This window comes from Spirochaetota bacterium (assembly GCA_040756435.1).
GTDB lineage: Bacteria > Spirochaetota > UBA4802 > UBA4802 > UB4802 > UBA4802.
Genome location: JBFLZD010000022.1, coordinates 28,657 through 54,989, shown reverse-complemented (window position 1 = coordinate 54,989; position 26,333 = coordinate 28,657). Strand labels below are relative to the sequence as shown.

24 protein-coding genes and 1 pseudogene are annotated in these 26,333 nt (G+C 38.7%); 20 read left to right on the top strand and 5 right to left on the bottom strand.

All coding sequences use genetic code 11. The features are described from left to right. The coding region (locus AB1444_08045; GenBank protein ID MEW6526600.1) for an alkyl sulfatase dimerization domain-containing protein at nucleotides 1-1,823 on the top strand (1,823 nt) is incomplete at its 5' end. A 90-nt stretch (nucleotides 1,824-1,913) separates the two neighbouring features. Further along, the gene (locus AB1444_08040) at nucleotides 1,914-3,461 is read left to right on the top strand and encodes a methyl-accepting chemotaxis protein (protein ID MEW6526599.1); all 1,548 of its coding nucleotides are present in this window, start codon (nucleotides 1,914-1,916) and stop codon (nucleotides 3,459-3,461) included. Between the two features lie 2 nt (nucleotides 3,462-3,463). Here AB1444_08040 and AB1444_08035 read toward each other — a convergent pair whose 3' ends face one another. Both AB1444_08035 and AB1444_08030 read right to left on the bottom strand, forming a co-directional pair. Beyond that, nucleotides 3,464-4,759 (bottom strand): glutamate-5-semialdehyde dehydrogenase, encoded by a 1,296-nt coding sequence (locus AB1444_08035; protein MEW6526598.1) that lies wholly within the window; start codon nucleotides 4,757-4,759, stop codon nucleotides 3,464-3,466. Nucleotides 4,760-4,837: 78 nt separating this feature from the next. Continuing rightward, the gene (locus tag AB1444_08030; protein ID MEW6526597.1) at nucleotides 4,838-5,410 is read right to left on the bottom strand and encodes a transposase; all 573 of its coding nucleotides are present in this window, start codon (nucleotides 5,408-5,410) and stop codon (nucleotides 4,838-4,840) included. Between the two features lie 176 nt (nucleotides 5,411-5,586). On the opposite strand from AB1444_08030, the gene AB1444_08025 reads away from it, so the two are divergent. The 7 genes from AB1444_08025 (at nucleotide 5,587) to AB1444_07995 (ending at nucleotide 13,409) form a co-directional block, all read left to right on the top strand. Further along, nucleotides 5,587-5,721, top strand: a complete 135-nt coding sequence (locus AB1444_08025) for a hypothetical protein (GenBank protein MEW6526596.1) — start codon at nucleotides 5,587-5,589, stop codon at nucleotides 5,719-5,721. 104 nt (nucleotides 5,722-5,825) lie between these two features. Then, nucleotides 5,826-6,986 carry a 3-hydroxyacyl-CoA dehydrogenase family protein gene (locus tag AB1444_08020; protein MEW6526595.1) on the top strand — a complete coding sequence of 387 codons (1,161 nt, stop codon included), beginning with the start codon at nucleotides 5,826-5,828 and terminating at the stop codon, nucleotides 6,984-6,986. A gap of 24 nt (nucleotides 6,987-7,010) precedes the next feature. Beyond that, nucleotides 7,011-7,781: an enoyl-CoA hydratase/isomerase family protein gene (locus AB1444_08015; protein MEW6526594.1), complete on the top strand. Its 771-nt coding sequence runs from the start codon at nucleotides 7,011-7,013 to the stop codon at nucleotides 7,779-7,781. A 10-nt stretch (nucleotides 7,782-7,791) separates the two neighbouring features. Next, entirely contained in the window at nucleotides 7,792-8,976 is a 1,185-nt protein-coding gene (locus AB1444_08010; GenBank protein MEW6526593.1) for a thiolase family protein, read from the top strand. Nucleotides 8,977-8,994: 18 nt separating this feature from the next. Next, nucleotides 8,995-10,836 carry an acyl-CoA dehydrogenase family protein gene (locus tag AB1444_08005; GenBank protein MEW6526592.1) on the top strand — a complete coding sequence of 614 codons (1,842 nt, stop codon included), beginning with the start codon at nucleotides 8,995-8,997 and terminating at the stop codon, nucleotides 10,834-10,836. A gap of 5 nt (nucleotides 10,837-10,841) precedes the next feature. Further along, on the top strand, nucleotides 10,842-11,732 hold the full coding sequence (locus AB1444_08000; GenBank protein MEW6526591.1) for a patatin family protein: 891 nt from the start codon (nucleotides 10,842-10,844) through the stop codon (nucleotides 11,730-11,732). Between the two features lie 15 nt (nucleotides 11,733-11,747). Then, nucleotides 11,748-13,409 (top strand): AMP-binding protein, encoded by a 1,662-nt coding sequence (locus AB1444_07995; protein MEW6526590.1) that lies wholly within the window; start codon nucleotides 11,748-11,750, stop codon nucleotides 13,407-13,409. A 136-nt stretch (nucleotides 13,410-13,545) separates the two neighbouring features. Here AB1444_07995 and AB1444_07990 read toward each other — a convergent pair whose 3' ends face one another. Continuing rightward, nucleotides 13,546-14,154, bottom strand: a complete 609-nt coding sequence (locus AB1444_07990; protein MEW6526589.1) for a lysophospholipid acyltransferase family protein — start codon at nucleotides 14,152-14,154, stop codon at nucleotides 13,546-13,548. A gap of 177 nt (nucleotides 14,155-14,331) precedes the next feature. Here AB1444_07990 and nfi point away from each other — a divergent pair, with 177 nt between their 5' ends. From nfi to AB1444_07935, 11 genes and pseudogenes are all read left to right on the top strand, one after another. Continuing rightward, complete coding sequence (gene nfi, locus AB1444_07985; protein MEW6526588.1) at nucleotides 14,332-15,009, top strand: deoxyribonuclease V; 678 nt, start codon at nucleotides 14,332-14,334, stop codon at nucleotides 15,007-15,009. 43 nt (nucleotides 15,010-15,052) lie between these two features. Next, nucleotides 15,053-15,403, top strand: a pseudogene (locus AB1444_07980) (DUF1003 domain-containing protein). 136 nt (nucleotides 15,404-15,539) lie between these two features. Then, entirely contained in the window at nucleotides 15,540-17,108 is a 1,569-nt protein-coding gene (locus tag AB1444_07975; protein MEW6526587.1) for a methyl-accepting chemotaxis protein, read from the top strand. 171 nt (nucleotides 17,109-17,279) lie between these two features. Next, the gene (locus tag AB1444_07970) at nucleotides 17,280-18,605 is read left to right on the top strand and encodes an FAD-dependent oxidoreductase (GenBank protein ID MEW6526586.1); all 1,326 of its coding nucleotides are present in this window, start codon (nucleotides 17,280-17,282) and stop codon (nucleotides 18,603-18,605) included. Beyond that, complete coding sequence (gene gcvT, locus AB1444_07965; GenBank protein MEW6526585.1) at nucleotides 18,602-19,702, top strand: glycine cleavage system aminomethyltransferase GcvT; 1,101 nt, start codon at nucleotides 18,602-18,604, stop codon at nucleotides 19,700-19,702. The genes AB1444_07970 and gcvT overlap by 4 nt, the downstream gene beginning before the upstream one ends. A gap of 292 nt (nucleotides 19,703-19,994) precedes the next feature. After that, a complete protein-coding gene (gene gcvH / locus AB1444_07960; GenBank protein MEW6526584.1) occupies nucleotides 19,995-20,387 on the top strand; it encodes a glycine cleavage system protein GcvH in 393 nt (130 codons plus the stop codon). A 2-nt stretch (nucleotides 20,388-20,389) separates the two neighbouring features. Further along, the gene (gcvPA, locus tag AB1444_07955; protein MEW6526583.1) at nucleotides 20,390-21,709 is read left to right on the top strand and encodes an aminomethyl-transferring glycine dehydrogenase subunit GcvPA; all 1,320 of its coding nucleotides are present in this window, start codon (nucleotides 20,390-20,392) and stop codon (nucleotides 21,707-21,709) included. A gap of 11 nt (nucleotides 21,710-21,720) precedes the next feature. Next, entirely contained in the window at nucleotides 21,721-23,145 is a 1,425-nt protein-coding gene (gene gcvPB, locus AB1444_07950) for an aminomethyl-transferring glycine dehydrogenase subunit GcvPB (GenBank protein MEW6526582.1), read from the top strand. Next, nucleotides 23,133-23,984, top strand: a complete 852-nt coding sequence (locus tag AB1444_07945) for a lipoyl synthase (protein MEW6526581.1) — start codon at nucleotides 23,133-23,135, stop codon at nucleotides 23,982-23,984. Before gcvPB ends, AB1444_07945 begins: the two co-directional genes overlap by 13 nt. Further along, complete coding sequence (locus tag AB1444_07940) at nucleotides 23,981-24,265, top strand: lipoate protein ligase C-terminal domain-containing protein (protein ID MEW6526580.1); 285 nt, start codon at nucleotides 23,981-23,983, stop codon at nucleotides 24,263-24,265. The genes AB1444_07945 and AB1444_07940 overlap by 4 nt, the downstream gene beginning before the upstream one ends. Then, complete coding sequence (locus AB1444_07935) at nucleotides 24,262-25,014, top strand: biotin/lipoate A/B protein ligase family protein (protein MEW6526579.1); 753 nt, start codon at nucleotides 24,262-24,264, stop codon at nucleotides 25,012-25,014. Before AB1444_07940 ends, AB1444_07935 begins: the two co-directional genes overlap by 4 nt. Nucleotides 25,015-25,016: 2 nt before the next feature. Here AB1444_07935 and AB1444_07930 read toward each other — a convergent pair whose 3' ends face one another. Together AB1444_07930 and AB1444_07925 are read right to left on the bottom strand one after the other, a co-directional pair. Then, nucleotides 25,017-25,892 carry a VIT1/CCC1 transporter family protein gene (locus tag AB1444_07930; GenBank protein MEW6526578.1) on the bottom strand — a complete coding sequence of 292 codons (876 nt, stop codon included), beginning with the start codon at nucleotides 25,890-25,892 and terminating at the stop codon, nucleotides 25,017-25,019. Nucleotides 25,893-25,900: 8 nt separating this feature from the next. Continuing rightward, complete coding sequence (locus AB1444_07925; GenBank protein MEW6526577.1) at nucleotides 25,901-26,104, bottom strand: hypothetical protein; 204 nt, start codon at nucleotides 26,102-26,104, stop codon at nucleotides 25,901-25,903. Between the last annotated feature and the right edge of the window lie 229 nt (nucleotides 26,105-26,333).

Genomic DNA, 26,333 nt, shown 5'->3' with positions numbered 1-26,333 from the left:
AGTTTGATAGTATTGATAAACTGGAAGTAACTCGTGGATTAATTGCTGAAGCAAAAAGCCTGATCATAAAAGATAAAGAAGGCAATGTTGTGTGGGATATGTCAGCATATTCGTTTTTGCAAAACCAAACGCCACAAACTGCACATCCACTTTTATGGGAAATGGCCAGGCTCAATGCAAAAGCTGGTCTTTATGAGGTTACCCGGGGCATATATCAAATTAGGGGCTTTGATATCGCACATATGACCATAATAGAGGGAAAAACAGGCTGGATTGTTGTGGACACGCTTACCACAAAAGAAACAGCTCATGCTGCGTTTGAATTTTTCAAAAAGCACATCAAAAAAAATAAACATATTTCCACAATTATTTTTACCCATAGCCATATTGATCATTTTGGTGGTGTGTTGGGGATAATTACTGAAGAGGAAATAAAGACCAGGAATATTACAGTGATAGCTCCCAAAGGTTTTATGGAAGAAGCATTCAGCGAAAATATACTCCTTGCCAATGCAATGTCACGAAGAGCTGAGTATCAGTTTGGACAGGATTTACCCATTGCTCCCACAGGGCAGATAGATAGTGGCATTGGAAAAACAGTGGCGCAAGGGTCATACAGTATTGTGGAGCCGACAGTTACTATTGATACAACTCCCACAAAAATAATAATCGATGGTGTAGAGTTTATATTCCAGTATACACCCGATACCGAAGCTCCAGCAGAGATGACGTTTTACCTACCTGCGTATAAAGCCTTTTGCCCAGCTGAGATTGCAAGTAGAACCATGCATAATCTGTATACGTTGCGAGGAACAAAGGTGCGAGATGCGTCTAAATGGAGCAAATATATCAATGAATCACTACAACTTTTTCCTGATGCTAAAGTGTGCTTCTTTACTCATAACTGGCCCATGTATGGCAACAATCGCATCAGGGAATTTCTGATAAAGCAGGCTGATATGTACAAATTTATTCATGATCAGACCATACGGCTTGCCAATAAAGGATTTACTCCTGAGGAGATTGCAGAAACATTAACCCTTCCACAGTCACTATCGCTTTTTATACCTAACCGACAGTTTTACGGTGTATTGAAACAAAACGTTAAAGCCGTGTACCAGATGTATGTGGGGTGGTATAATGGTAATCCCGCATATCTTAATCAACTGCCTGATGGTGAAAGGGCAAAGCGATATGTAGAATATATGGGCGGGGTCAAAAGCATACTTGAAAAAGCTCACACATCATTCAATAAGGGGGATTACCGATGGGTTGCCGAGGTGTTGAATCATGTAGTAATGGCACAGCCCAGCAATGAGGATGCGCACAGCTTGCTTGCACAAACATACACGCAGCTTGCTTTTCAGGCTGAATCTGGTGTATGGCGCAATGTGTATTTAAAAGCTGCACAGGAATTAACGTATGGTATGCAAAAGAAAAAATCAGTGATATTTAAGGGATATGATATGCTAAAACACATTCAACCGGAAAAATTATTTGATAGCATGGCAGTAAACGTAAATCCAAAAAAAGCAGAAAACAGTACTGTTAGTATCGGAATTCATTTTAGCGATAAGAATGTCTCATATATGCTTTTTATACGCAATGCAGTGTTGTATTACTCCAAAGGAATTTCCGGCAATTACGATGCTTTTTTGCACATGCCCTATACTACTTTCATTAAGCTTATCACCGGAGCTATCGACAAAACAAAAATACTTTTTGATAAGGATGTTCAATGGAATGGCAGCAAAGTGGCGCTGATAAAATTTTTTACTATGTTTGATAAACCTGAACGTTTTGCAATAATAACACCACGCTAATTAGTATGGTAACGATAAATAGTTATTGACTATATATGTAGTTTAGCTTACTGTCAATAAAAACAGATATATGTTATACGAGGTATTATCATGACTGGATTTTCCCAATTCGTGTTTGGTAAATACGAAAACAGTGACTTTTTAACAAAAAGGAAAGCCTTTTTAGTTGTTAGCTTTGCTATTGCGGTTATTGTATTGTTAAATTTAGGGGTTATTCTTTCATTTATTTTTATAAGTGTGGAGCGTGGTATTGGCTTTTTGCAATCAGCAATCCCTGCATCGTTGTTTAGTTTGTTAGGTATTTATTATATAAAAAAAGGAAAACTTCAGCTTGCATCAAATATTTTTGTTATTTTTTGCTCATTAGTAGTTCTTGTGGGTTTATTTACTAAAGCAGCGCATGTTGGATTTGTTACTATGGTTTACTTTATGTTTGCAACAATGCTTTTTGCTTCGGCATTTTCTACGCGTGCCATTACCGCTGCAATTTATGGTTCTTATGTTGTTGCAATTATTACATTTTTTGTTTTAAACAAAAATCAGGTGGAAGGTAAACTAGCCGAAGCACTCAGAATAGGGTTAATAGATAGTATTGCCGCATTAACACTTTGTTTAATTATCATGCTCATGACACTAAAAACATTTCAAACTATGATATCATTGTTAGGTGAAGAAAAAAGTAAAAGTCTTGATCAGATTACACAGATGAAAAGTCTTCACACAATCATTGAGGATATTTCACATAAAATGTTATCAATATCACAACTGATTTCTGATAAACTAAATGACTTTTTAAAGAATATTCAGGACCAGGCATCGGCAATAGAACAGATAACAGCTTCAGCTCAGGAAGTTACCAATGGATTTGGTGATGTGAATGCCAATGTCAATAGTCAATACAATTCATTACAAAAGCTTTTTACTACCATAAAAGCGTTAGCTCAGGAAATTGACCTTTTAAAAAATAGATCGGCACTTATTTCACAGGCATTTGACTCTATTCGTACTATTACACAAAAAGGTGAGGATGCCATACGCATTGTGAATGATAATGCTACAATGCTTCTGGATAGTTCCAATAAACTTACTGGCATAATGAATATTCTTCAGGATATTTTTGACAAGATTCAGCTTCTAGCTCTCAACGCATCAATTGAAGCAGCCCGTGCCGGTGAAGCAGGGAGAGGTTTTGCTGTTGTTGCGGATGAGGTAAACAAGTTATCAGAGCAATCGGTAATGAGTTTAAAAGAAATTACTATTAATATACAATCAAACATGCATAGTGTACAGACCACTAACACTGGTGTTACTACAATTATCAATTTGTTTCAGGATATTGTGAATACCTTAAATACTGTAAGTAGTGGTATGCAGGAAATATTTCAGCATATTGATAATCAGGAAAAAATTAAAGAAGAAATTCAAACGCAGGTGGGCCAATCTCAGCAGAAGTCACAACAGATAGCCGATGATATCCATCGCCATAATGATATAATGATAGAGATAAGTAATTCAATAGCAAGCATCAACACGCTGATACAAAACAATATGGCAGTGGCCGAAGATATTAGTGACACTTCACAGGAACTATCGCACGCTGGTAAGGATCTTCTTTTAAAAGTAAAAGAGGAAGCATAATATTATAACGGGCACTGTGTGTTAAGTTTTTTATGCGTAAATGTACGCTTGCCTTTTGCATAGTCTTCTACAATATTCCCATTGCCAAGTAGTTTATATTTATAGATTACCAATCCTTCTAATCCTACTGGTCCGCGCGCATGAATTTTAGATGTGCTGATACCCACTTCGGCACCAAAGCCATATCGATAGCCATCACTGAAGCGGGTTGAGCAGTTCCAGAATACATTACCTGAATCAACTAAATCAAGAAATTTCTTTGCAGCATCTTTGTTACTGGTGATAATGCTGTCAGTATGCTTTGAACCATACTTGTTGATATGTCGTATTGCGTCATCGACACTATCAACTACCTTAATGGAAAGTTTGTAGTCCAAATATTCTGTTTTCCAGTCTTCTTCGGTTGCAAGGTTAACCGCGATGATTTTTTGCGTTTCATCACATCCAACTATCTCTACTTTATATTTTTTTAGTTCCTTTTCAATTAACGGCAAAAAAGTATGTGCGATAGCTCTGTGCACCAGTAATGTTTCAGTAGCATTGCACACTGCAACATACTGCACCTTTGCATCAGTGACAACTTTGATTGCCATATCAATATCAGCATCTTTATCAACATACGTATGACATATGCCATCAGCATGTCCCAGCACCGGTATGCGAGAGTTGTCCATAATATATTTAACAAAAGCATTTGACCCGCGCGGGATGATAAGGTCAATGTAATCATCCATCTTTAAAAGAGCAGTTACATCTTCACGCGTTTCAAGCAGTGTCAACCAGTTTTCCGGTATGCCAGCTCTGACACCTGCAGTGTAAATAATTTCCGCAAGAATTTTGTTGGTTTCTTTTGCTTCACTGCCACCTTTGAGAAGAACCGCATTGCCACTTTTCAAGCACAGCGTTGATATCTGTACCAGCGCATCAGGCCGTGATTCAAAAATAACACCAATGACACCAATAGGACAGCTTACTTTATAGAGGGTCAGAGCATCATCTAGTTCTGTTGCAAGCAAGGTATTTCCCACAGGATCAGGTAATGCAATGAGGCTTTCAATACCTGCAATAACTTCGTTGATCTTGGATTGGTCAAATTTCAAGCGTTTAAGCAACGGTGCCGGCAGGTGTTCTTCCTGGCTTCTTTGTACATCATTGGCATTAGCCTGTAAAATAGCTTCTTCATTTTTTTTAATTTCGTCAGCTATTACATGTAAAGCATCATTTTTAACGCTGGTTGAAACAGCTGCCAGATAAATGGATGCTTCTTTTGCAGCCTTTGCGGATTGTAATACGCTCATGGGATGACCTCTTTTGGTATAAATATAGTGTTATTGGTTAAAAGTTTTGGTATTTGTGTCAATATCTTTTTATTGGGGTCAGAGCAAAAGCTCGCCACGGCAATAAGCACACAGGCGCTCAATACACTCTTCCAGTGTATCTCCCAACTCTAAAAAATACTGATGCAGTGTAATCTTTAAATGAGGGCGATAGTTACTGTCAAAATAAGCCCGTGACCCACCAAAGTAGCTTTCAAAAGGGCTTTTTACCTTGCCTGCACGCACCGGATTGTTGGCAAAGTACCATAGTAAGTTAAGTAAATATATTCGAGGATTGTCCGCAAACTCTACAATGCTATCTTTGAAGCGCTCATTCCATACCGGACCAGTGCGCTGCATCATCGTATTAAATCGTTGTGCAAACCGCGACTTAATATACTGCACTATACGGGATATAGTAGCACCACCTTCCACTGTTCTTATGAGCAAATGAATATGATTATCCATAATCTGATAATTGATAAGTTCAAAAGGATATTTTGCCTGTGCCAGCGTGATGCAGTATTCAAATAGTGCTTTGATAGAATCTTCTTCCATCAAATTCTTGCATTCAATGATGCGGCTGGTGACATGATAGGTAATGTTTGGTGCAATAAAACGGTGTTTACGCATGGTAGTTCCTCCCAAAGTAAATATGGTAAAAAAAACGCTTTTGTGTATATACAACGCAGGAAAGTGAAAAATAGTAAAAAAAAGTGATAAAAATTTTGAAAAAAAAGTGAATTTTGGTGTCAGAGCAAAGTTACAACAATAGTCTCAGAGCAAATAATGGTAGGCATAGTGCAAAAATGAATACCATAGTGCATATCATCACGTATGTGGTGTCAGAGCAAAAGAAGAAAACAAGCAAGAACAAGGGGAGAGGTATAATCATCAGTAACTATCGCCCTATAGGTGTCAGAGCCAATATAAAATGGGTATAAAATACTTAAAAATAATTGAAAATGGTTGACAAAATTAGTATAAAAGTTAATGGTTGTTCATTAACATTATGTAATATGTGCAATGATTTTATAAAGGAGGCATTATGGGTGTCAGAGCAATTAAAAAAGTAACCGTTATTGGCTCGGGTGCTATGGGTAATGGCATTGCAGAAGTACATATTGTAAATGGGTTTACTGTGACAATGGTGGATATTAGTGAAGATTTATTGCAGAAGGCTATCGGTAAGATTAAGTCGAATCTCACATTCCTTGTGAGCAAACAAAAAATGACCCAAAAAGCTATGGATGAAGCAATGATACGGCTTACTACTTCTACTGATATTATATCCTCAGTGAAAGATGCTGATTGCATTATTGAAGCAGTGCCAGAGCTTATGGATTTAAAGAAAAAAATATTCAAAACAGTATCTGAAGCCGCTAGAACCGATGCAATTATTGCCAGCAATACTTCTTCGCTGAGTATTAGCGAATTAGCTAAAACGGTGTCAGAGCCATCACGATTTGCTGGTTTCCATTTCTTTAACCCTGTTAACCGAATGCGCCTGGTTGAGGTTATTTATGGGCAAAAGTCGTCTGATGAAACGATTGATGCACTCATGGATTTAGGTACAAAGTTGGGCAAAATAGCCATAAAGGTTTTACGCGATAGGCCTGGCTTTATTGTAAACAGGATTAATGCGCCACTACAGCCGTTGTGGAGTGCTATTCTTGATGAAGGAAAAATATCACCAGCAAGCATTGACACTTTGATGAAAAATCATGGAGCAAAGATGGGACCATTTGAGCTTATGGATTTTGTTGGGCTGGATGTTATTTATAACGTTATGCAATATTATAAAACAACACTGTCACCTGAATGGGAGCCTGGTAAATTCATAACTGAATGTATAAAGAAAAACCAATTAGGCATGAAAACTGGTAAAGGTATCTATGTATGGGAAGGTGGTAAGGCAATTATTGATTCATCAACAGTTACCGATATCATTCAGCCAATTGATCCTTTAGCAGTTCAACTTAATGAATCAATCAGAGTATTAAAAGAGAGGGTGGCTGCAAGTGCTACTGATATTGATAAAGGGCAGGAAGCCGGTATGAATCAGCCAGGACCTTTTAAGACTGCTATGGATATTGACCACAAACGTATAGCAGAACGGTTACATTGGTTAAGTCAAACGTATAATTTAAGTTACATTAAACCAGAACCTGAAATTATTGATGGAAGTTTTAAATCATTTTTAAAGTAAAGGAAACTATTTATTATGAGCAATATGGAAACACGGGAATTTATTATTACCAAAGTGAAAGATTCAATAGGGCATATTTACATCGATAGAACCGAAGTAATGAATGCACTCAACAGAGAGCTCATTGAGGAGTTAGGTAAAAAGATTAAGGATGTGTGTGATACTGGTGTCAGAGCCCTCATCATTGCTGGTAAGGGCGACCACTTTGCAGCAGGTGCTGATATTGGTGAAATGGCTGAGCAAAATCCGCACCAGGCATTAGCATTCAGTTTTAATGATGTGTATACCATGATTGAGCAACTTCCTGTTCCCACCTGTGCTGCCATTAAAGGCTATGCACTGGGTGGTGGGTTGGAGCTGGCGCTTGCGTGTGATTTTAGAATATGTCACACCTCGGCTAAATTAGGCTTACCAGAAATCAAGCTTGGCATTATTCCCGGAGCTGGCGGTACACAGCGGCTCCCACGTCTTATTGGATTAAGTCGTGCAAAAGAAGTTATCTTTACCGGTGAGTTTATTACAGCTGAAAAGGCATTTGCGTGGGGCTTGTGTGATAGAATAACAGAAAATGATCCTGTAGGTGAAGCAGCAAACTTTTTGCATACTATCATCAAACGCCCGCCGTTAGCATTACAGGCAGCAAAAAAATCAATAATGTTTGGTGCCGATAGTTCCCTGGATAAAGGGTTACAGTATGAAGCATTGTCGTTTGGGATATTGTTTTCCACTTATGATCAGAAAGAAGGAATGAAAGCATTTGTAGAAAAGCGCAAACCCAATTTCAAGGGATGTTAGGAGGTGTAATGTGGATAATACTGATGTTGTTATAGTATCTGCATGCAGACTTGCAATAGGAAAGTTTGGAGGTATGTATGCCAATACCAGTGCATTGGAATTAACAATTCCGGTTATGCAGGCACTTGTTAAACGTTCAGGAATTGATCCCGAGGTAATAGATGATTGTATCTGGGGTTGTAATTACCAGAGGACTAATGGGGAAAATAATTTAGCCCGTGTTGCGCTTGTAAAAGCAGGTCTTCCTATTACTGTGCCGGGTATTACTGTGCATAGAAATTGTACTTCTTCAATGTCGTCAGTGCAATTAGGGTATTGTCAGATAAAAGCTGGCGAAGCTGACTGCATTATGGCAGGAGGCACAGACAGTATGAGCAATGCACAGTACACTATTGATGAGATGCGGTACGGTACTCGCATAGGGCATACTGAAATACGTGATTCAATGTGGGATTCGCTTACCAATTTAGGTATAGGACCAGCGATGGGTATAACTGCCGAAAATCTTGCTGCAAAATATGCTATCACTCGAAAAGAGCAGGATGAATTAGCATTACTTTCTCATAAAAGAGCTATTGCGGCAATTGATAAAGGATATTTTAAAGAGGAGATAGTTCCTGCTGAAGTAAAAGGACAAAAGGGAACTATCATTGCCGATACGGATGAACATCCACGCCGCGATGTTACTATAGAAAAACTGGCAGCATTAAAACCAGCATTTAAAGATGATGGAACAGTAACAGCAGGAAATGCTTCGGGCATTAATGATGGTTCTGCTGGTGTTATATTGATGTCAGCAAAAAAAGCTAAAGAATTAAAGGTTCCTATTTTGGGAAGGATTGTATCAACTGCAACCGCCGGGGTTGATCCTGATATTATGGGTATTGGTCCGGTTCCAGCTACTAGAAAAGCATTAGCAAAAGCAGGACTAACATTAAAAGACATACACCTTATTGAAGTGAATGAAGCATTTGCTGCCCAGTACCTGGCCTGTGAAAAAGAATTGGGCTTAAACCGGGAAATTACCAATGTCAATGGCAGCGGTATCTCACTGGGTCATCCCGTTGGTGCAACAGGAGTACGACTTCTAGTGACACTTTTGCATGAAATGAAGCGAAGGAATGTCCAGTTTGGCCTTGCAACTCTCTGTGCAGGTGGGGGTATGGGGGCAGCTGTTATTATAGAATGTATATAAAACAAAAGGGGGATTGGTATGCGTCCAAATCTGCTGGTGGATTCGCGTGATGTACGATTTGTTTTATTTGAGATGTTTGATCTTGTATCACTTCCAGAATATGAAGCATATAAAGAATTTGATAGACAGACATTTGAAGCTGTCCTTGATTTAGCAGAACAAATTGCCATGGATGAAGTTTACCCTGCTAATAGTATAGCTGATAAAGAAGGTGTAACATTTAATCCAGATACTCATGCTGTTACTGTACCTGAAGGATTTAAAAAAGCAATGAAAGTATTTAATGAGGCAGGATTCACGGGGCTTGTACAGCCATCATCCTGCGGTGGCATGGGTATGCCTGAGATGCTGTATCGATCAGCACTTGAGTATTTTCTGGCAGCAAGTATCTCATTTACTATTTATATTACTCTATCAAATGGTGCAACCAATCTGGTGCGGATTTTTGGTAATGAAGAGCAAAAACGCCTGTATCTTGGCAATATGGTACGTGGTAAATGGGGTGGTACCATGTGTTTGACTGAGCCTCAGGCAGGTTCAGATGTTGGAGCTATCACCACTAAAGCTTATAAACAATCTGATGGTACGTATAAAATCAAGGGTCAAAAAGTTTTTATTTCGTCAGGCGAAAATGACCTATATGAAAATATTATACATATGGTACTTGCACGCATTGATGGTGATCCAGAAGGGACAAAAGGGTTGTCGCTCTTTCTTGTTCCAAAAATACTGGTTAACAGTGATGGGACATTAGGCAAAAGAAATGATGTTATCTGCACAGGCATTGAACATAAAATGGGCATTAAAGCTTCAGCAACATGCTCGTTAAGTTTTGGTGACAATGATAGCTGTATAGGTTATTTGCTGGGCAAAGAACGAGATGGGATAAAAAATATGTTCCACATGATGAATGAAGCACGGCTTGATGTGGGATTGGAAGGATTGGGTGTTTCCAGTGCAGCGTATATGCATGCAGTTCAGTATGCAAAATCACGTATTCAGGGAAAGACAATTTCAAAAAATGAACCCACCATTATTGGACATCCTGATGTTAAGCGGATGCTGTTGTGGATGAAATCACATGTTGAGGCTATGCGTATGCTGGTTGCATTGATTGCGTATCATATTGATATTTCTCGGGTACGCAATGATGAAATTGGTAAAAAGGCACATGCACTGGTTGAGTTTTTAATCCCTATCTGTAAGGCAGGTAACACCGACCTATCGTGGCTAATTACAGCTGAAGCCGTTCAGGTGTATGGTGGGTATGGATATTGTGGTGAGTACCCTGTTGAACAGTATGCTCGCGATTCAAAAATTCTTTCTATCTATGAAGGTACAAATGGCATTCAGTCAATAGACCTAACCATGCGCAAAATTTTGTCAGATGAAAAGCGCCAGCGGTACAATGCATATAAAGACTATGCAAATGATGTTATGAAAAAAGCGCGGGCGATAGTTCCTGAAAATGTAATTAATCAAGTGAAGATTGCTATTGCTGAAATGGATTCTCTCATTGAGCTACTTGCTACAAAGGATACTGCATTTGCGTTGAGTGTTGCAACAATGTTGCAGCAAGCCTTCAGAATACTTACCCATGGGATACTTCACCTTCAAGCAATGACTATTGCAATCCAGAAGTTACAATCACTGGTAGATGGTTATACCTATAATCAGGTTCCAGCAGGTTTAGAAGACAATCCTGAAATAGCTTTTTATTATGGCAAAGTGCTATCAGCACAATTTTTCCTAACAGTGGAATATGAAAAATATTCAGGGATTATACAGGGTATCCGTAATGAAAACGGAGTTATATTACGGGCTGGCTCATCAATTTTTACAGGTGTTCTGGAAGCATAATTACAATGCAAATTCATCCATCCATCTACATCCATAATGCCGAAGTAGCGCCGCGCGGTAAAAAAGCCCTCATTGTTGAAGGTGGGGGGATGCGCGGCGTTTTTTCTGCTGGTGTGCTGTTTGCAATGGGATTACGTGGCATAACTCAGTTTGATCTGTATATTGGTGTTTCAGCTGGTGCATGTAATCTTGCATCTTTTCTTGGAAGGCAATACGAGCGTAATTTTTATATAATGGAAAACTGGTCTGCTTCACGGCGGTTTATCAATCCTTTACGATTGTTGTGTGGGAATGTGATGGATTTAGACTGGCTATGGAACATTACTATCAGTAACTATCGCCTCAATTTACGTGAAATATTTATGGATAGTAGCAGAGAGTTTTTTGTTGTTGTAACTTCAATGGATTCAGGAAAAGCGTTATATATTAAACCAGATGTGGAAAATCTGGAATTTGTGTTAAAAGCTTCAAGTGCATTGCCAGTGTTATATAAAAATAAATTATTTATAGAAGGTCAAAGAGTTGTAGATGGGGGAGTAGGTGATTCAATTCCAGTTATAGAAGCATACAGACGTGGTGCTCGCGATATTGTGGTAATACGTTCACAGACTAAAGGATACAGGAAAAACGAATCTGAAAGTGGTATTTTGCTAAAAGTATTGTTCAGAAGTTATCCTGATTTTGTTAAAGCATTACTACAAAGGCCTATACAGTATAATAAGGCAATTGAATTTATTGAAAATCCTCCTGATGATGCACGCATTACAGAGATATGTCCACCTGCCTGGTTTAAAACAAAACGAACAACCATCAGCAAACAACAGCTTTTAAGGGATTATTATTGTGGTATACAGGCTGGCTTTTCACTGTGCAATTATTTTAAATCTTTGAAATAAAGATGGAGGACTTTTATGGAGCGTTTATGGGAAAAGAATTATGATTTCTGGTACCATTCTGTTCACTTTCAAAGGATGACAGTGCAGGATATGTTACATTGCAGTGCAGCTGTTGCACCTGATAAAGTAGCAACGGATTTCTTTGGTACTCAAATTACCTATTATCAATTGCGACTGTTATCAATAAAATTTGCACAGGCGCTGGTGAAAATTGGCGTTAAAAAAGGTGATAGAGTTTGTTTGCAATTGCCAAATTCACCGCAATTTGCCATTGCTTATTTTGGCACACTCATGGCAGGAGGAATTGCAACATTAATGAATCCCCTATATACAGCGGATGAGGTTAATCAATTAATTTCCATAACACAACCAGGTGCATTTATTACATTTGATATGTTATTGCCAAACCACAGGGATGTTTTGAAGCAATCTGGTGTGACAGTCATAGTAACCAAAATAACAGATTTTATAGATGGATTTCCAAAAGGCAGTTCACAAGAACTTCAACTTGAAAAGGATTGGCATTATTTTTCGGATTTACTGGACAGTATTTATGAAGCTTCTGTTCCGAAAATTGATATAAGTCCTGATGATCCAGCTATTATAGTTTTTACAGGCGGGACAACTGGTGCTCCTAAAGGTGCGGTGCATACTCATTATAATGTAGTTGGTGCAACAATATCTACCATGGAAGTTGGAAAATATTTTATCGATTTAATGCCAGCAGAAACACGGTGCAATATTGGTGTAATGCCATTTTTCCATATTGCAGGCCATATTCAGTGTTTCACCTGGGGTATTTTCCGACAAACAACGATGTACCTGGTGCCGAGGTTTGATATAAACGAATTTATTAATTTGTTGGGAAGAATTCCCCATAAAGTCACTTATTTCTTTGCGGTACCAACATTACTTACAGCACTTGTAAATCATCCTAAAGCCAAGGAACTTGCGCTTGATAGAAAGTTTGGGCTTATACTATCGGGTGGGGCTTCATGTCCTGTACCGCTTATCAATAAGATGAAAGACATGGGTTTGTTTTATATTGAAGCATGGGGAATGACAGAGACATGTGGTATTGGTATATGTACACCGATATTTGGTATAAAAAAGCCTGGTAGCATAGGAATTCCTATGCAGGAGTCTATGGTAAAGATTGTTGATTTAGAAGATGGGAAAACTGAAGTACCACCGGGAAAACCAGGTGAATTAATATTCAAAAGCCCATTTATAATGAAAGGATACTGGAATAATAAAGAAGAAACTGATAATGTGTTAAAAGATGGATGGTTATATACAGGAGATGTTGTGACTATGGATGAGGATGGATTTATTTATATAGTTGATCGTAAAAAAGATATGATTATTGCTGGTGGGTACAACGTATATCCATCTGAGATTGATGATGTTCTTTTAAGGCATCCTAAGGTTGATAAAGCTGTTACGGTGGGTATTCCAGATACATATAGAGGCGAGACAGTAAAAGCATTTATTGTTTTAAAAGAAGGAGAAGTTGCAACAGAAGGAGAGATAATAGAATTTTGTAAGCAACATCTTGCAGCATATAAAGTCCCAAAAATTGTTGAATTCAGAAAAGAACTGCCCATGTCGGCTGTTGGAAAGATTTTACGCAAAGTTCTCCGTGAAGAGGAAGTACAAAAAGTTAAAAGCAAGTAGTTAAGTCAAAGAGTGATATATTTAACATATAGAGCTGTCTAATAGTTGGTTTAGATGGAAATTACTTTATGATAGGTGAGTGATTTTTTTTGATAAATTTATTACCAATCTTTTAGACAGCTCTTCTTTGTACAAATTATTCGTCTTGTGGTAATGAAGCCAGATCGGGATAACGGGCGTGTACCTTTTTATAGAAGTCTCTTATTGTCTGAAAGTCAGCTTCCATATTACCGGTAGGATATACTACAGCACCTACGCCACCAGATTTTGTTTTGTAATCTAAAAATGCCAAAATAATTGGGACATTTGCGCCTGAGGCAATATGATAAAAACCTGTTTTCCATTTTTCTACTTTTTTTCGGGTACCCTCAGGGGCTAATGCTATGGCAAATTTTTCATGCTTGTTATACATATCAATTGTTGCTTGCACAGTATTACTTGATACTGAGCGGTCTATTGGTATGCCACCCAAAAAACGTACCAGCGGTGCAAATGGGAAGCGGAAAAGTTGATTTTTTGCCATAAAATAGATATCAACATGAAACCCAAAAGCTATCAGAACACCATAAAATACATCCCAGTTAGAAGTATGAAATGCTAGTATAGCTAAATATTTTGGGACATCGGGAAGTGTTCCCACTTTTTTCCAGCCTAACAATGTTCGTAAAATAAATGCAAGAGCACGAAGTATATGTTTAACTATGGGGGTATTGAACATGGTATATTGAATGCGCTTTGGTTTCATGGTAACTATCGCCCTATAAAAAATTTTTTGATGATTCAATCATAGAGTCAATTATATGACAATAATATTTTATGCTATTAGAGAAAAATTTTTTAAAGTATAGTATTCAATAATCACTTCAATTTCATTGACATTATATTGGTACTATGTACTATCAATCAATGCGGGGTCAGAGCCATGAGTATACAGTGGGATTACAGTGTTCAGGAAGCTATTATTATACAAAAAAATCTTGCTGGCAACGTTATCATTACGGGAAAGCCTGAAAAGATTGAATATATAGCAGGAATTGATGTAGCTCTGACCCCGGATGACAGGGGATATTGCATCATTGCTGTGTTCAGTTTCCCCACTATGGAACTTTGTGAAGAGGTTTTTTGCTCTGACCCCATTACTTTTCCGTATGTTCCCGGGTTGCTATCTTTCAGAGAAGGACCATTGGTGTTGAAAGCGTATGAAAAGCTGTCGATAAAACCTGATGTTCTGGTCTTTGATGGACAGGGTATTGCCCATCCACGGCGGTTTGGTATTGCCTCGCATATTGGTGTAATACTTGATGTTCCCACTATAGGTTGTGCAAAATCGCGATTATGTGGAACCTATTCAGAACCAGGCCCCAATAAAGGGGACAGAGCATATTTATATGACAAAGATGAAATCATTGGTGTGGTATTGCGTACTCGCGCACAGGTTAAGCCAGTATTTGTTTCGCCGGGGCATAAGATTGGGATTGATGAAGCAACTGATATCATGATGCAGTGTACCGGTAACTATCGCATACCTGTCCCCACACGGTATGCCCACTGTAGAGTTACAATGTATAAAAGATCAGAGGTAGATACTGGTTTAAAATAATGTTGATTTTTACCTGATTTCACATTATCAAAAAATATTGTATTGGAAATTTATTATATTATTTTTCATCATATTGTTAACATGGATATTAATCAATAGTATATATATTATGATAAAACCATTTGATCCGTATCCATTTATATTATTAAATTTGATTTTGTCATGTCTGGCAGCCATACAGGCTCCAATAATTATGATGAGCCAGAACCGGCAAGAAAAGAAAGATCGCATCAGATCAGAAAATGATTATAAAATAAATTTAAAATCGGAAATTGAAATAAGGACATTGCACGAAAAAGTTGATCATTTATTACTTGACCAGTGGTCAAAAATGATGAGAATACAGGAGATTCAGTTAGAAATACTGAAAGAAATTAGTAATAAAATTAAATGAATTCTTTAGTGTAAAAGATTTAGATGGCTAATGGTTACTATTTGCATGGTTACACTATTATTTAGCTGCACAAAATGGATGTTTCAGGTATTAATTATAAACTTACTGTGATAAAATATCATAATGGTGGTACCCTATGCATTCCATTTCAGATACCAACTTTACTGTTTACCTCAACGAACTCATTCATTCTTGGCTTAAAACGCTGATACTGCTTGGTTCAATTCTTGTCCCTGGTTTTTTGATACTTGATTATGTTATTACTCCGCATGAGTTGTTCCCTCGCTTTGTTGTGTATCGATTTATATCAACAGCATTATTAGTTATTCAATATGTAGTACTTCGAATTTCAAAACCGGGTAGATTTAGTTTTATTCATGGTTATATAGCAACATTAAATACTGGTTTTGTGATAGCGCGTATGACTGTTGATTTAGGTGGTTTTTCATCCGGGTATTACGCGGGTCTTAATCTTGTCATTATTGGGGTTAATTTGCTTACACCCTGGCAGTTTGTACATTCTCTTGCAAATGGGCTAGCGGTATTAGGCATGTATGTAGGGATGAATGTGTTTTTGGCTAACACTATTGATTATATAAGTATGATTAACAATCTTTTTTTTATGATAGGTACTGTGGTGATTGTGACAAGCTTTAGCTACTTGCGGTATTCACAGTTAAAAAGAGAATTTAATTTGCGTGCTCAGCTTACCAATGCGCAGGTTGATGAAATACAGGCACTTGCCAATATTGCAGCTGTTATTGCACAAGGTGACCTCACAGTAACTATCGCTACATCATCAGATGGTGCTGCAGGAGCACTTGAGCGGTCATTTAGTGTCATGGTGGCAAATTTACGACAGGCAATACAGCAGTTTAAGGAACTATCGCAATCCCTTACACAATACAGTGATACAATCAAACAGAGTACCGATGCAATACAAAACGGTGTGAATGTGCAGCTTGATGTAGCAAGCAAAGCGTCAAGTATTATCCATTCTATGACACAATGGTTTAAAAAGAATGCACGCGAATCAGAAGATATTCAAAAGCTTGCTGATACAACGATTCATGCTGCAACGGATAGCAGCCAGTTAATAAAAAGGGCAATTACAAGTATGAATCAAATTTCACAGGTTGTGCAGATGTCTTCACAGGAAGTATCTTCATTAAGCCAGTCAAGCAAAAGAATTTATGAGATAGCCGAAACAATTGAAGAGATAGCTGACCAGACTAACCTATTAGCTTTAAATGCGGCTATTGAAGCAGCACGCGCAGGTGAACATGGCAGGGGTTTTGCTGTTGTTTCAGATGAGGTGAGTAAATTAGCTGATAGGACAAGTACAGCCACCAAGGAAATTTCTGCCATGACACAGCGCATAATTAAAGATATTGCCAGTACTGCAAATGCAATGTCCCAGGTAAATAGAGAAGTAGAAACCTCATCTGCACTGATAAACAGTATGCAAAACCAAATGAGTGAATTGGTAATCCTTGCACAAAAGTTTAGTGTATTAATCACAAATATTTCACAATCATCAAAAGAGCAATCAGAGCTTGTTGCCCAGGCGGGTAATACCTTGCAAAGCATAAACACTGTTTCTGATGAATTATCGCAACTTGTTAAAGATATTAACACAATAGTTATTGGAATAAATAGTTTGACTGAAAAATTAAAAATTATGGTGCAGGAATTTAAGGTATAAAATTGAAATAATTTTTATTGACGAATAGATGCGTACAATTTACACTCTAAAAAAATTATTCTTCCATTCTCTGTATATAGTATACTATTTCCTTAATTATCATGGAATGTTTTTAATAGTGAACAAATATGAGATAGTTATTGGTATAATTTTTTAAAGTGAGAATCATCAATGGAACAAAAAAAGATAATTATTGCCGGATTGGGTTCCGCAGGTTTTGCAGCACTGGTGACAATCAAGCGGATTAATCCTAAAGCTCATGTTGTTGTGATAGACCCCAAAGATAAAGATATTGTCCATCCCTGTGGGTTGCCGTATGCTCTTGAAGGCACGGTCAATGAACACGATTTGCAACAGGATATATTTCTATCCAGAATGAATGTGGAAAAAGTGAAAGGTATTGTTCACAGCATTGATGCTGAAAAAAAAGAAATAGTGGCACACCGTGATGACAAAAAAATCACCCTGCTATATGATACGGTTATACTGTGTACCGGCTACAAGCCGCTGTTACCGCCGATTTCTGATATTGAACGGTATATAAACAAAGGGGTGTATACCTTAAGCAGCATTGAAGATTTGAAGCGGATAAAAAAAGACATACAGGGAAAGGTTAGGGCGATAGTTATTGGTGCAGGAGCTATTGGCCTGGAAGTTGCTTATGCCCTGAAAGCGTATGGCCTTGCAGTAACCGTTATTGAAGCAAAAGAGGTACTGCCGCAGGCAATTGACAGCGATATGGCTCAATTGGTAGCACAGTACTGTGCCAGTCATGATATTGAAATTATAACACATTCCCCGGTTACAGCAATAGAAAAGTGCGATAGTGAATTTGGTATTAGAACACCGGGAAAAGACTATACTGCTGACATTGTCATTGTTGCAACCGGTTTTGCTGCTAACTGTGATTGGGCAATTAATTCATCATTTGAAACAGGAAGATGGGGAGTGATTGTCAATGAACATTTAGAAGTGAAACCTTCTCTCTATGCAGCAGGTGATTGTATCCAGAACTGGTCAGTCATTGATAAAAAACCTTTTCCAGTTAAATTAGCTACATCAGCCTATAAGCAGGGAATCATTGCAGCTGAACATGCTATGGGTATGCATTCAGCCTATAAAGGCACTGCGGGCACATTTGTAACAAAGGTTGGTGAACTTGAAATAGCTGCAACAGGATTTTCCACACAGGTTGCCCAGGAAAGAGGTTTTTCTGTGATAGCAGGTAAAATTAGTGCTACAGTAAAACCAGAATATTTTCCTGAAAATGAACGTTTGACTTTCAAGGTACTGTGTGATACAACAGGAAAACTATTAGGTGCTCAGGCAATTGGCAGTGGTGCCACAGCACGAATAAATATAATAAGCCTGGCTATAGAACATGGATTAACACTTGATGACATACTGCGGTTTGAAATGGCATACTGTCCGGCAGTAAGCGAGGTTAATGATATTTTATTTAAAGCATGTGAATTTGCAAAACGGAGAATGAAATGACAGCACAGAGAACATTTCTATATGATGATCATATAAAGCTGGGTGGCAAGATGGTTGAATTTGCCGGATGGGAACTTCCGGTACTGTATTCTTCCATAATTGATGAGCACATGGCAGTACGACAGGCTGCAGGTTTATTTGATGTTTCGCATATGGGTGAGATAGTTGTTAAAGGAAGAGGTGCACGGGCAGCATTACAAAAGCTTATCCCCACTGATATGGGAAGGCTTGAAAAGGGGAAATCCATGTACACCTGTTTTTTAAATGATAAGGGTGGAATTATAGATGATCTTTTTATATTTATGCTTTCTGATAATGAATATTACCTTGTTGTGAATGCTGCTACCACAGAAAAGGATGTAGAGTGGTTAACACAGCATTGCAAAACGAATGTATCAATACAGGATGTTTCGGCTGCAACAGCAAAAATTGATCTGCAGGGACCGCAGTCATTCAATATCTTAAAAAAAATAATCAGGGATGACCGTTTAGAAAACCTCAAACGATTCCATTTCTTTACTGGTGCTTATAAGGGTGAGCCCGTGCTGATATCGCAGACAGGCTATACAGGCGAGTTTGGTTATGAGCTTTTCTGTATTAATAATGTTGCTTCCCGCGTATGGAATGATTTACTTGAAGCAGGAAAAGAGTATGGGTTAAAGCCTGTGGGCCTGGGGGCACGTGACACATTGCGTTTAGAAGCATGCTATTCATTGTATGGCCATGAATTGAGTGATACCATAACACCTATTGAAGGTGGCATTGGTTTTGTGCTAAGTGCACAGACTGAGTATATTGCTAAAGAAATAATTGAACATCAAAAAGCACATGGTGCGCCACGACAGATAATCTGTTTAGAAATGCTTGATAAGGCAATACCGCGAAGCCAGTACAAAGTGCAGTATAATAATCAGGATATTGGATATATTACAAGTGGTGGTTTTTCACCTGTTTTTAAAAAAGGCATAGCCTTGGCACTAGTAAAAAATAATGTTGTTACAGTAGGGGATGAGGTGGCGATAGTTATCAGGGATAAAACAAGCCCTGCAAAGGTAGTCCCGCGCCCATTCTACAAGTACACTGGCAGAAAATTCTAGTAGTGAGGGTGTTCCAGAACAACCAGTGGGGCTATCAATGACGCGGGTGTAAAGTCATTGCGAGCGTAGTGCTTGCACTGAGCGTGTCGAAGTGAAGAAACCTCAATGCCGCAGAAGATGAGATTGCCACGTGCCTGCGACGCTCGCAACTAGGGGATTGCTTCGTCACTTCGTTCCTCGCAATGACAGTAAGGCAAAAGTTATTGCAAAGAGATGTCTTTTGTGACACCAATTGGTTGCTGCAAATAAATATTGCCTAAAAAATTATAATTTTTCTTAAAGGAGCATAATAATGAGTAACATTCCTGAAGATTTAAAATACACGAAAACACATGAATGGATACAGGTGCAGGACGATTACACCGGTATTTGCGGCATTACTGATCATGCACAGGAAATGCTGACTGATATCGTCTTTGTAGAATTACCTGAGGTTGGCATTGAGGTAAAAGCAGGAGAACAGGTTGCAGTTGTTGAGTCGGTAAAGGCTGTGAGCGATGTATATTCGCCGGTAAGCGGAAGAATTGTTGAAGTAAATAAAACGCTTGAAGATTCGCCAGATTTGCTTAATAGCGACCCGTATGGTAAAGGCTGGATATTCAAGATAGATATTAAAGATAAGCATGAGCTTGATGAACTGATGGATGCAAGTACCTATGCTGAGCATGTTGCTTCAGGAGAATAGCCATGAGCTTTTTACCCAACAGCGATGAAGATATCAGGTTGATGTGCAAGGAAATTGGTGTTAATTCTGTAGAGGAACTTTTTATTGATATACCAGCACAAGTAAAAAATCCAGACATTCAATTACCATCACCATTATCCGAACAGGAAGCACTGCATTCTATACAGCGCACTGGCAGTATGAATAAACAGGTGTGTTCGTTGGTAGGTGGTGGCATATATAATCACTATGTGCCTGCGATTGTTGACCATCTATCATCGCGATCTGAGTTTTACACAGCGTATACCCCTTATCAGCCTGAGGTAAGCCAGGGAACGCTGGCGGCAATATTTGAATTCCAAACGTATATGTGCAGGCTCACTGGCATGGACATTGCCAACGCAAGTATGTATGATGGTGCAACAGCGCTGGCTGAAGCGGTACTCATGGCTGTACGTACCACTAGGAAAAATAAAGTATTATGTTCTGCTACAGTTCATCCCCATTACCGTCAGGTGCTTGCTACGTATGCATGGGCATCGGATGTTTCATTGGAGATAGTACCCTATAAAAGCGGAACAACTGATTATAATGAACTATCGCACAAAATGAACGATACTATTGCATGCGTTATTGTGCAAAGTCCTAACTTTTTTGGTGTGATTGAAGACCTTGAAAAAGCAGCATCTATTGCACATGAACATAAGGCATTATGCATTACAACATTTACTGAAGCAATGAGTTTAGGACTGTTAAAAAGCCCTGGCGAATGTGGTGCTGATATTGCATGCGGTGAAGGACAGTCATTTGGCAACTACCCTGCCAATGGAGGGCCGCTTTTAGGGATACTATCTTGTAAAAAAGAATTTATGCGCACCATTCCTGGAAGGCTGATTGGAAAAACAGTTGATGAGGAGGGAAGAGAATGTTATGTGATGACGCTGCAAACGCGTGAGCAGCACATACGCCGTGAACGTGCTACATCAAATATATGTACCAATGAAGGATTGTGTGCTCTGCGAGCAACAATATACCTGAGCCTGGTAGGGAACAGATTGTATGAGCTGGCACGTACCAACCATGCTGCAGCAAGTTATTGTGTGGAAAAATTGGTTGATCTGGGCTATGAACGTGTGTTTGATGCGCCATTTTTTAATGAATTCGTCATTAAGTTTAACAATGCAAAGGATATTCGACATAAACTTATGGAAAATGGTTTTGCATTAGGGATACCGCTTGAAGAATATTATCCTGAGCTTTCTGATTGCCTTTTAATTGCAGCAACAGAATGCACTACAAAAGATGATATAGATACACTTGTAAAACTATTGCAGACAATATAATGGTGAGTGCCATGCAAACAATATTTTCATTACATAAAAAAGGCAGGAATAAATATACAGTACCACAGTTTGGTGCTGAAAGCTATGAGCCAATTCCACAGCATCTATGTCGTGCTCAGCTTAACCTTGCAGATGTCAGCGAGGTTGATGTTGTTCGCCATTACCGTAAGCTTTCCAGTCTTAACTTTGGTGTTGATAATGGCATGTATCCGCTGGGCAGCTGCACCATGAAATATAATCCAAAGATTAATGATGTGGTTGCAAGTTTGCCACAATTTACCAGGCAGCACCCGGCAACTATTGAAGAGCTATCGCAAGGGTCATTACATATTATGTATTCCTTGCAGGAGATGCTATGCGCAATTACCGGCATGAAACAGTTTACCCTTATGCCTGCAGCTGGTGCCCATGGTGAGCTTTCAAGTGTGATGATTATAAAGAAATATTTTGAAGAAAAAGGTGAAAAACGGAATATCATCCTTATCCCCGATTCGGCACATGGTACAAATCCTGCATCCGTTGCCATGTGTGGCTTCACTGTAAAAGAAATTCCTTCTAACAGTGATGGTGATGTTGATATAGATGCACTGCGTGCTGCACTGGATGACAATGTTGCTGCTATGATGCTGACGTGCCCCAATACTCTGGGCCTTTTTGACCGAAATATCATAACAATTGCAGAAATATTACACAGTAAAGGTGCATTGTTTTACTGCGATGGTGCAAATCTTAATGCTATAGTTGGCAAAGTGCGCCCGGCTGATTTGGGCTTTGATATCATGCATGTTAATTTACATAAAACGTTTTCTACACCCCATGGCGGTGGCGGGCCAGGTTCAGGGCCAATTGGTGTGATTGAAAAACTTATTCCTTTTATGCCCGTACCTGTGATTGCAAAAAAGGATAATCAGTATTATCTTGATTATGACAGGCCACAGTCAATTGGGCGAGTACATAGTTACTATGGCAATTTTTTAGTGATGCTCAGAGCCTATACGTACATAGTGATGTTAGGAGCAAGCGGCTTAAAACAGGTTGCTGAACATGCCGTTGTCAATGCAAACTATCTGCGTGTTAAATTGCAAAAGCATATTAACCTGCCATATAAACGTATATGTATGCACGAATTTGTCATAAACGATGAAGGTATGCCACACGGCATTACAACAAATGAAATTGCCAAGCGGCTTCTTGATCATGGATTCCATGCGCCAACGGTTTATTTTCCACTTATTGTTCATGGTGCAATGATGATTGAACCAACCGAAACAGAACATAAGGATACACTTGATGCATTTGTGGATACTATGGTTGCAATAAAAAGTGAAGCCCACTCCCATCCTGAATTGCTCAAAGCCGCACCACACACAACGCCAGTGCGCAAGGTTGATGCGGTGCTGGCAGCGCGCAAACCGGTACTACAATGGGAAGAGTAAGAACCATACCTGATTGGATAAAATTTTCCATACCTTCAGGTGAGCAGTACAAACAGGTGCAAAAACATGTAGCGGGCTGTGGTCTTAACACGGTATGCCTTGAAGCGCGTTGCCCCAATATTGGTGAGTGTTTCTCAAAAGGGCATGCAACATTTCTTATCATGGGCAATATCTGTTCTCGTAACTGCAAATATTGTGCTGTTGCCAAGGGGCAGCCGCTGCCGTTAGATACAAACGAGCCCCAGAACATTGCCAATGCTGTGGCAAACCTGCATTTAGAGTATGTGGTTATAACATCGGTGACGCGCGATGACTTAGAGGATGGCGGAGCATTGCATTTTGTAAAAACAATAGAAGCAATACGTGCTACCTGTAGCCACACAAAAATAGAGGTACTTATTCCTGATTTCAAATATTCGCAAAAACTATCGCTTACAAAAATAATGGAGGCAACCCCTGATGTCATTAACCACAACATTGAAGTGGCTCAAAGCCATTATGCACTGCTTCGTCCCAAAGGGGATTACCAGGCTTCGCTTAATGTGCTGGCGATAGTTACTGAGCATGGGTTTGTTGCCAAATCAGGTCTTATGATTGGATTTGGCGAAACTAAAGATGATATCATCAAGACGCTTGTAGACGTGTATTCTGCTGGGTGCAGGATACTTACGGTTGGGCAGTATTGTGCTTCGCACAAAGGGGCATATCCGGTGCATAAATATTACACACCAGAAGAATTTAAAGAAATAGAAGCCATTGCCTACCAAATAGGTTTTACAAAAGTGCTGGCAGCACCGCTGGTACGCAGTTCATACAGAGCAGGTGAGCTTTTTTCATGAGCATTCATGTTGCACTTAAAAATCCTGGTGAAAAGTTAGTCCACATTGACGTTGATTTTGAAAAGAATACCATTTCATTTATTCATATATCAGGTGATTTTTTTATATATCCGGAAGAAGCAATAGGTGATATAGAGCAAGCTTTGGTTGGCTTACCGGTTGATCCAAACATCATTGAACAAAATCTTCTTACACTCATTCAAAAAAATACTATTGAAATGGTGGGAATTTCGGTTTCTACAATTGTACAGGGTATACAGGAGGCTTTTGCCCAATCATGAATTCCTGGCGTCTTGTTATTCACAATGCATGTGCACCATCATGGAATATGGCAGTAGATAGTGCCATATTGAGACTTGCAAAAACGCCAACACTACGGCTATATCGATGGAGCAAGCCAGCAATTACCATAGGATATTTTCAGGATAGAGAAAAAGAGGTTAATGGAGAGCTTTGTAAAAAGGATGGTATACCGGTTATACGCAGATTTACTGGTGGGGGAGCAGTATTTCATCATGAAGAGCTTACGTATAGCCTGGTACACCCTTTGCAGGAGGCATTTGGGAAAGGTAGTATTACGGATTCATACTCATTGATTGCACAGCCATTGATTCATGCACTGCGTATTCTAGGTGTTGATGCACAGTATCGTCCCATTAATGATATCGTTGTTGGCAATAGAAAGATCTCAGGGAGCGCACAAACACGAAAACAAGGAAAATTGCTACAGCATGGCACCATCCTGGTTGCAACCGATACAGAAAAGATGCTTCATTATTTAACGATTGACCCTAAAAAAATAAGACAGGAAGGGAATCCTGTTATCACGTTGAGTGAAATTGTAAAAGATTTATCTAAAGACAGTATTTTTGAGCAACTAATGAAAGCCATTATTTCTTCGTTTAAGAAATTATTTGCCGTTGATTTTGAAGAAGCTGATATTACACTTCAAGAACACACTATGGCCATTGAATTAGAACGTCACTATTTTTCTAATGAGCAGTGGAACTGCAGGCGCCTATCGCCGTAATGTTACACATCAATGCCCATGTATTTTTTTATAAAGAAACCAATGGCAAAAGATATGCATGCAACACCCAAACTGATTATTGCCATTTCGGAAAAACGTTTTTTAAAATTAAGGTCTTTTGCAATGGCAATATAGTAATTAAAAAGAAAGATTATCAAAAGTGCAATTACCAATGTGATGCCAAGAGCAACCAGGTAATGGCCTGCCACAAAATATGGGATGATTAAAAGCACCACAGTGATGATATAGGCAATTCCTGTATATATGGCTGACTTCAACGCATCCTTTGCTTCTTCAGCTTTGCTTGAAAGATATTCTGATGCTGCCATAGATAACGCAGCTGCAATACCGGTTATAAGACCTGCTAAGGCAATAAGTCGTGTGTTTGCCAGTGCAAATGAAAGTCCAGCTAATGTGCCGGTTAATTCTACCAGGGCATCGTTAAGTCCCAGCACTACTGAGCCAACATACTGAAGATGTTCTTCCTCAAGCAAGATATATAATTCTTTTTCGTGAGCATGTTCGTCCTTGATGATTTTTTTTACTTCAGGGATGATTGATTCTAAAGATTTGTAAGAAACTTGCGCCTGTTCTTCGCTGCGTTCCATTAATTTTATGCCAAATGTCAGGCCAAATAAACGAGAGATAATATAGTATTTTATTATCTTCCACCTATCAGGTTTTACGTCTGAATGAGTGTAACTTTTCCAGAACTCATAATGCTTTTTTTCATCTTCTGCTACTTTTTTCAATATGCGTGCATTATGATGGTTCTTAATATGCGAAGCTAAAAGATTATAGATATGGTATTCGGTTAATTCACTTTTCTGAAATTTAATGATCATTAATATGGTTTCAGGAGTTAAATGCTTTTGCATAGGTTTTCCTACATTTCAATGATATCATATACTATATTAAATGAAATAAGACATTGGAGTACAGCCTTAAGCGGCATCCCTTTTGTAAATTTTAAAAGGAAGTCATTTGAAACATCGCAAAACTGCCAGCTGTTACCTTCTACCAGGATCTTGCCTGAGTATTCCAATGAATCAGCGTCATACAGGATTACTTCTTTAATGTTTGTGCTCATACTTAAAACTCCTTCGCTATGCTCTTAATGTACTCAATCCTGGCTTTTGCCAGAAAAAATATTATGTTGCCAGTCAACCTGAGCATGATTCAGGATCTAATATGATGAAAATAACGATTCCGGATCAAGCCCGGAATGACGGAGTAACAGAATTATCCTGAACCTTGTCCTGAATTTATTTCAGGATTGATTCAGTGCAGTCATCCTGAACCCTGTCCTGAATTTATTT

What these genes read in the sequence shown, in the direction of transcription:
- AB1444_08040 (MEW6526599.1), top strand. Translation starts at nt 1,914, where the DNA reads ATGACTGGATTTTCCCAATTCGTGTTTGGTAAATACGAAAACAGTGAC.
- AB1444_08035 (MEW6526598.1), bottom strand. Translation starts at nt 4,759, where the DNA reads ATGAGCGTATTACAATCCGCAAAGGCTGCAAAAGAAGCATCCATTTAT.
- AB1444_08030 (MEW6526597.1), bottom strand. Translation starts at nt 5,410, where the DNA reads ATGCGTAAACACCGTTTTATTGCACCAAACATTACCTATCATGTCACC.
- AB1444_08025 (MEW6526596.1), top strand. Translation starts at nt 5,587, where the DNA reads ATGAATACCATAGTGCATATCATCACGTATGTGGTGTCAGAGCAAAAG.
- AB1444_08020 (MEW6526595.1), top strand. Translation starts at nt 5,826, where the DNA reads ATGGGTGTCAGAGCAATTAAAAAAGTAACCGTTATTGGCTCGGGTGCT.
- AB1444_08015 (MEW6526594.1), top strand. Translation starts at nt 7,011, where the DNA reads ATGGAAACACGGGAATTTATTATTACCAAAGTGAAAGATTCAATAGGG.
- AB1444_08005 (MEW6526592.1), top strand. Translation starts at nt 8,995, where the DNA reads ATGCGTCCAAATCTGCTGGTGGATTCGCGTGATGTACGATTTGTTTTA.
- AB1444_08000 (MEW6526591.1), top strand. Translation starts at nt 10,842, where the DNA reads ATGCAAATTCATCCATCCATCTACATCCATAATGCCGAAGTAGCGCCG.
- AB1444_07995 (MEW6526590.1), top strand. Translation starts at nt 11,748, where the DNA reads ATGGAGCGTTTATGGGAAAAGAATTATGATTTCTGGTACCATTCTGTT.
- AB1444_07990 (MEW6526589.1), bottom strand. Translation starts at nt 14,154, where the DNA reads ATGAAACCAAAGCGCATTCAATATACCATGTTCAATACCCCCATAGTT.
- nfi (MEW6526588.1), top strand. Translation starts at nt 14,332, where the DNA reads ATGAGTATACAGTGGGATTACAGTGTTCAGGAAGCTATTATTATACAA.
- AB1444_07975 (MEW6526587.1), top strand. Translation starts at nt 15,540, where the DNA reads ATGCATTCCATTTCAGATACCAACTTTACTGTTTACCTCAACGAACTC.
- AB1444_07970 (MEW6526586.1), top strand. Translation starts at nt 17,280, where the DNA reads ATGGAACAAAAAAAGATAATTATTGCCGGATTGGGTTCCGCAGGTTTT.
- gcvT (MEW6526585.1), top strand. Translation starts at nt 18,602, where the DNA reads ATGACAGCACAGAGAACATTTCTATATGATGATCATATAAAGCTGGGT.
- gcvH (MEW6526584.1), top strand. Translation starts at nt 19,995, where the DNA reads ATGAGTAACATTCCTGAAGATTTAAAATACACGAAAACACATGAATGG.
- gcvPA (MEW6526583.1), top strand. Translation starts at nt 20,390, where the DNA reads ATGAGCTTTTTACCCAACAGCGATGAAGATATCAGGTTGATGTGCAAG.
- gcvPB (MEW6526582.1), top strand. Translation starts at nt 21,721, where the DNA reads ATGCAAACAATATTTTCATTACATAAAAAAGGCAGGAATAAATATACA.
- AB1444_07945 (MEW6526581.1), top strand. Translation starts at nt 23,133, where the DNA reads ATGGGAAGAGTAAGAACCATACCTGATTGGATAAAATTTTCCATACCT.
- AB1444_07940 (MEW6526580.1), top strand. Translation starts at nt 23,981, where the DNA reads ATGAGCATTCATGTTGCACTTAAAAATCCTGGTGAAAAGTTAGTCCAC.
- AB1444_07935 (MEW6526579.1), top strand. Translation starts at nt 24,262, where the DNA reads ATGAATTCCTGGCGTCTTGTTATTCACAATGCATGTGCACCATCATGG.
- AB1444_07930 (MEW6526578.1), bottom strand. Translation starts at nt 25,892, where the DNA reads ATGCAAAAGCATTTAACTCCTGAAACCATATTAATGATCATTAAATTT.
- AB1444_07925 (MEW6526577.1), bottom strand. Translation starts at nt 26,104, where the DNA reads ATGAGCACAAACATTAAAGAAGTAATCCTGTATGACGCTGATTCATTG.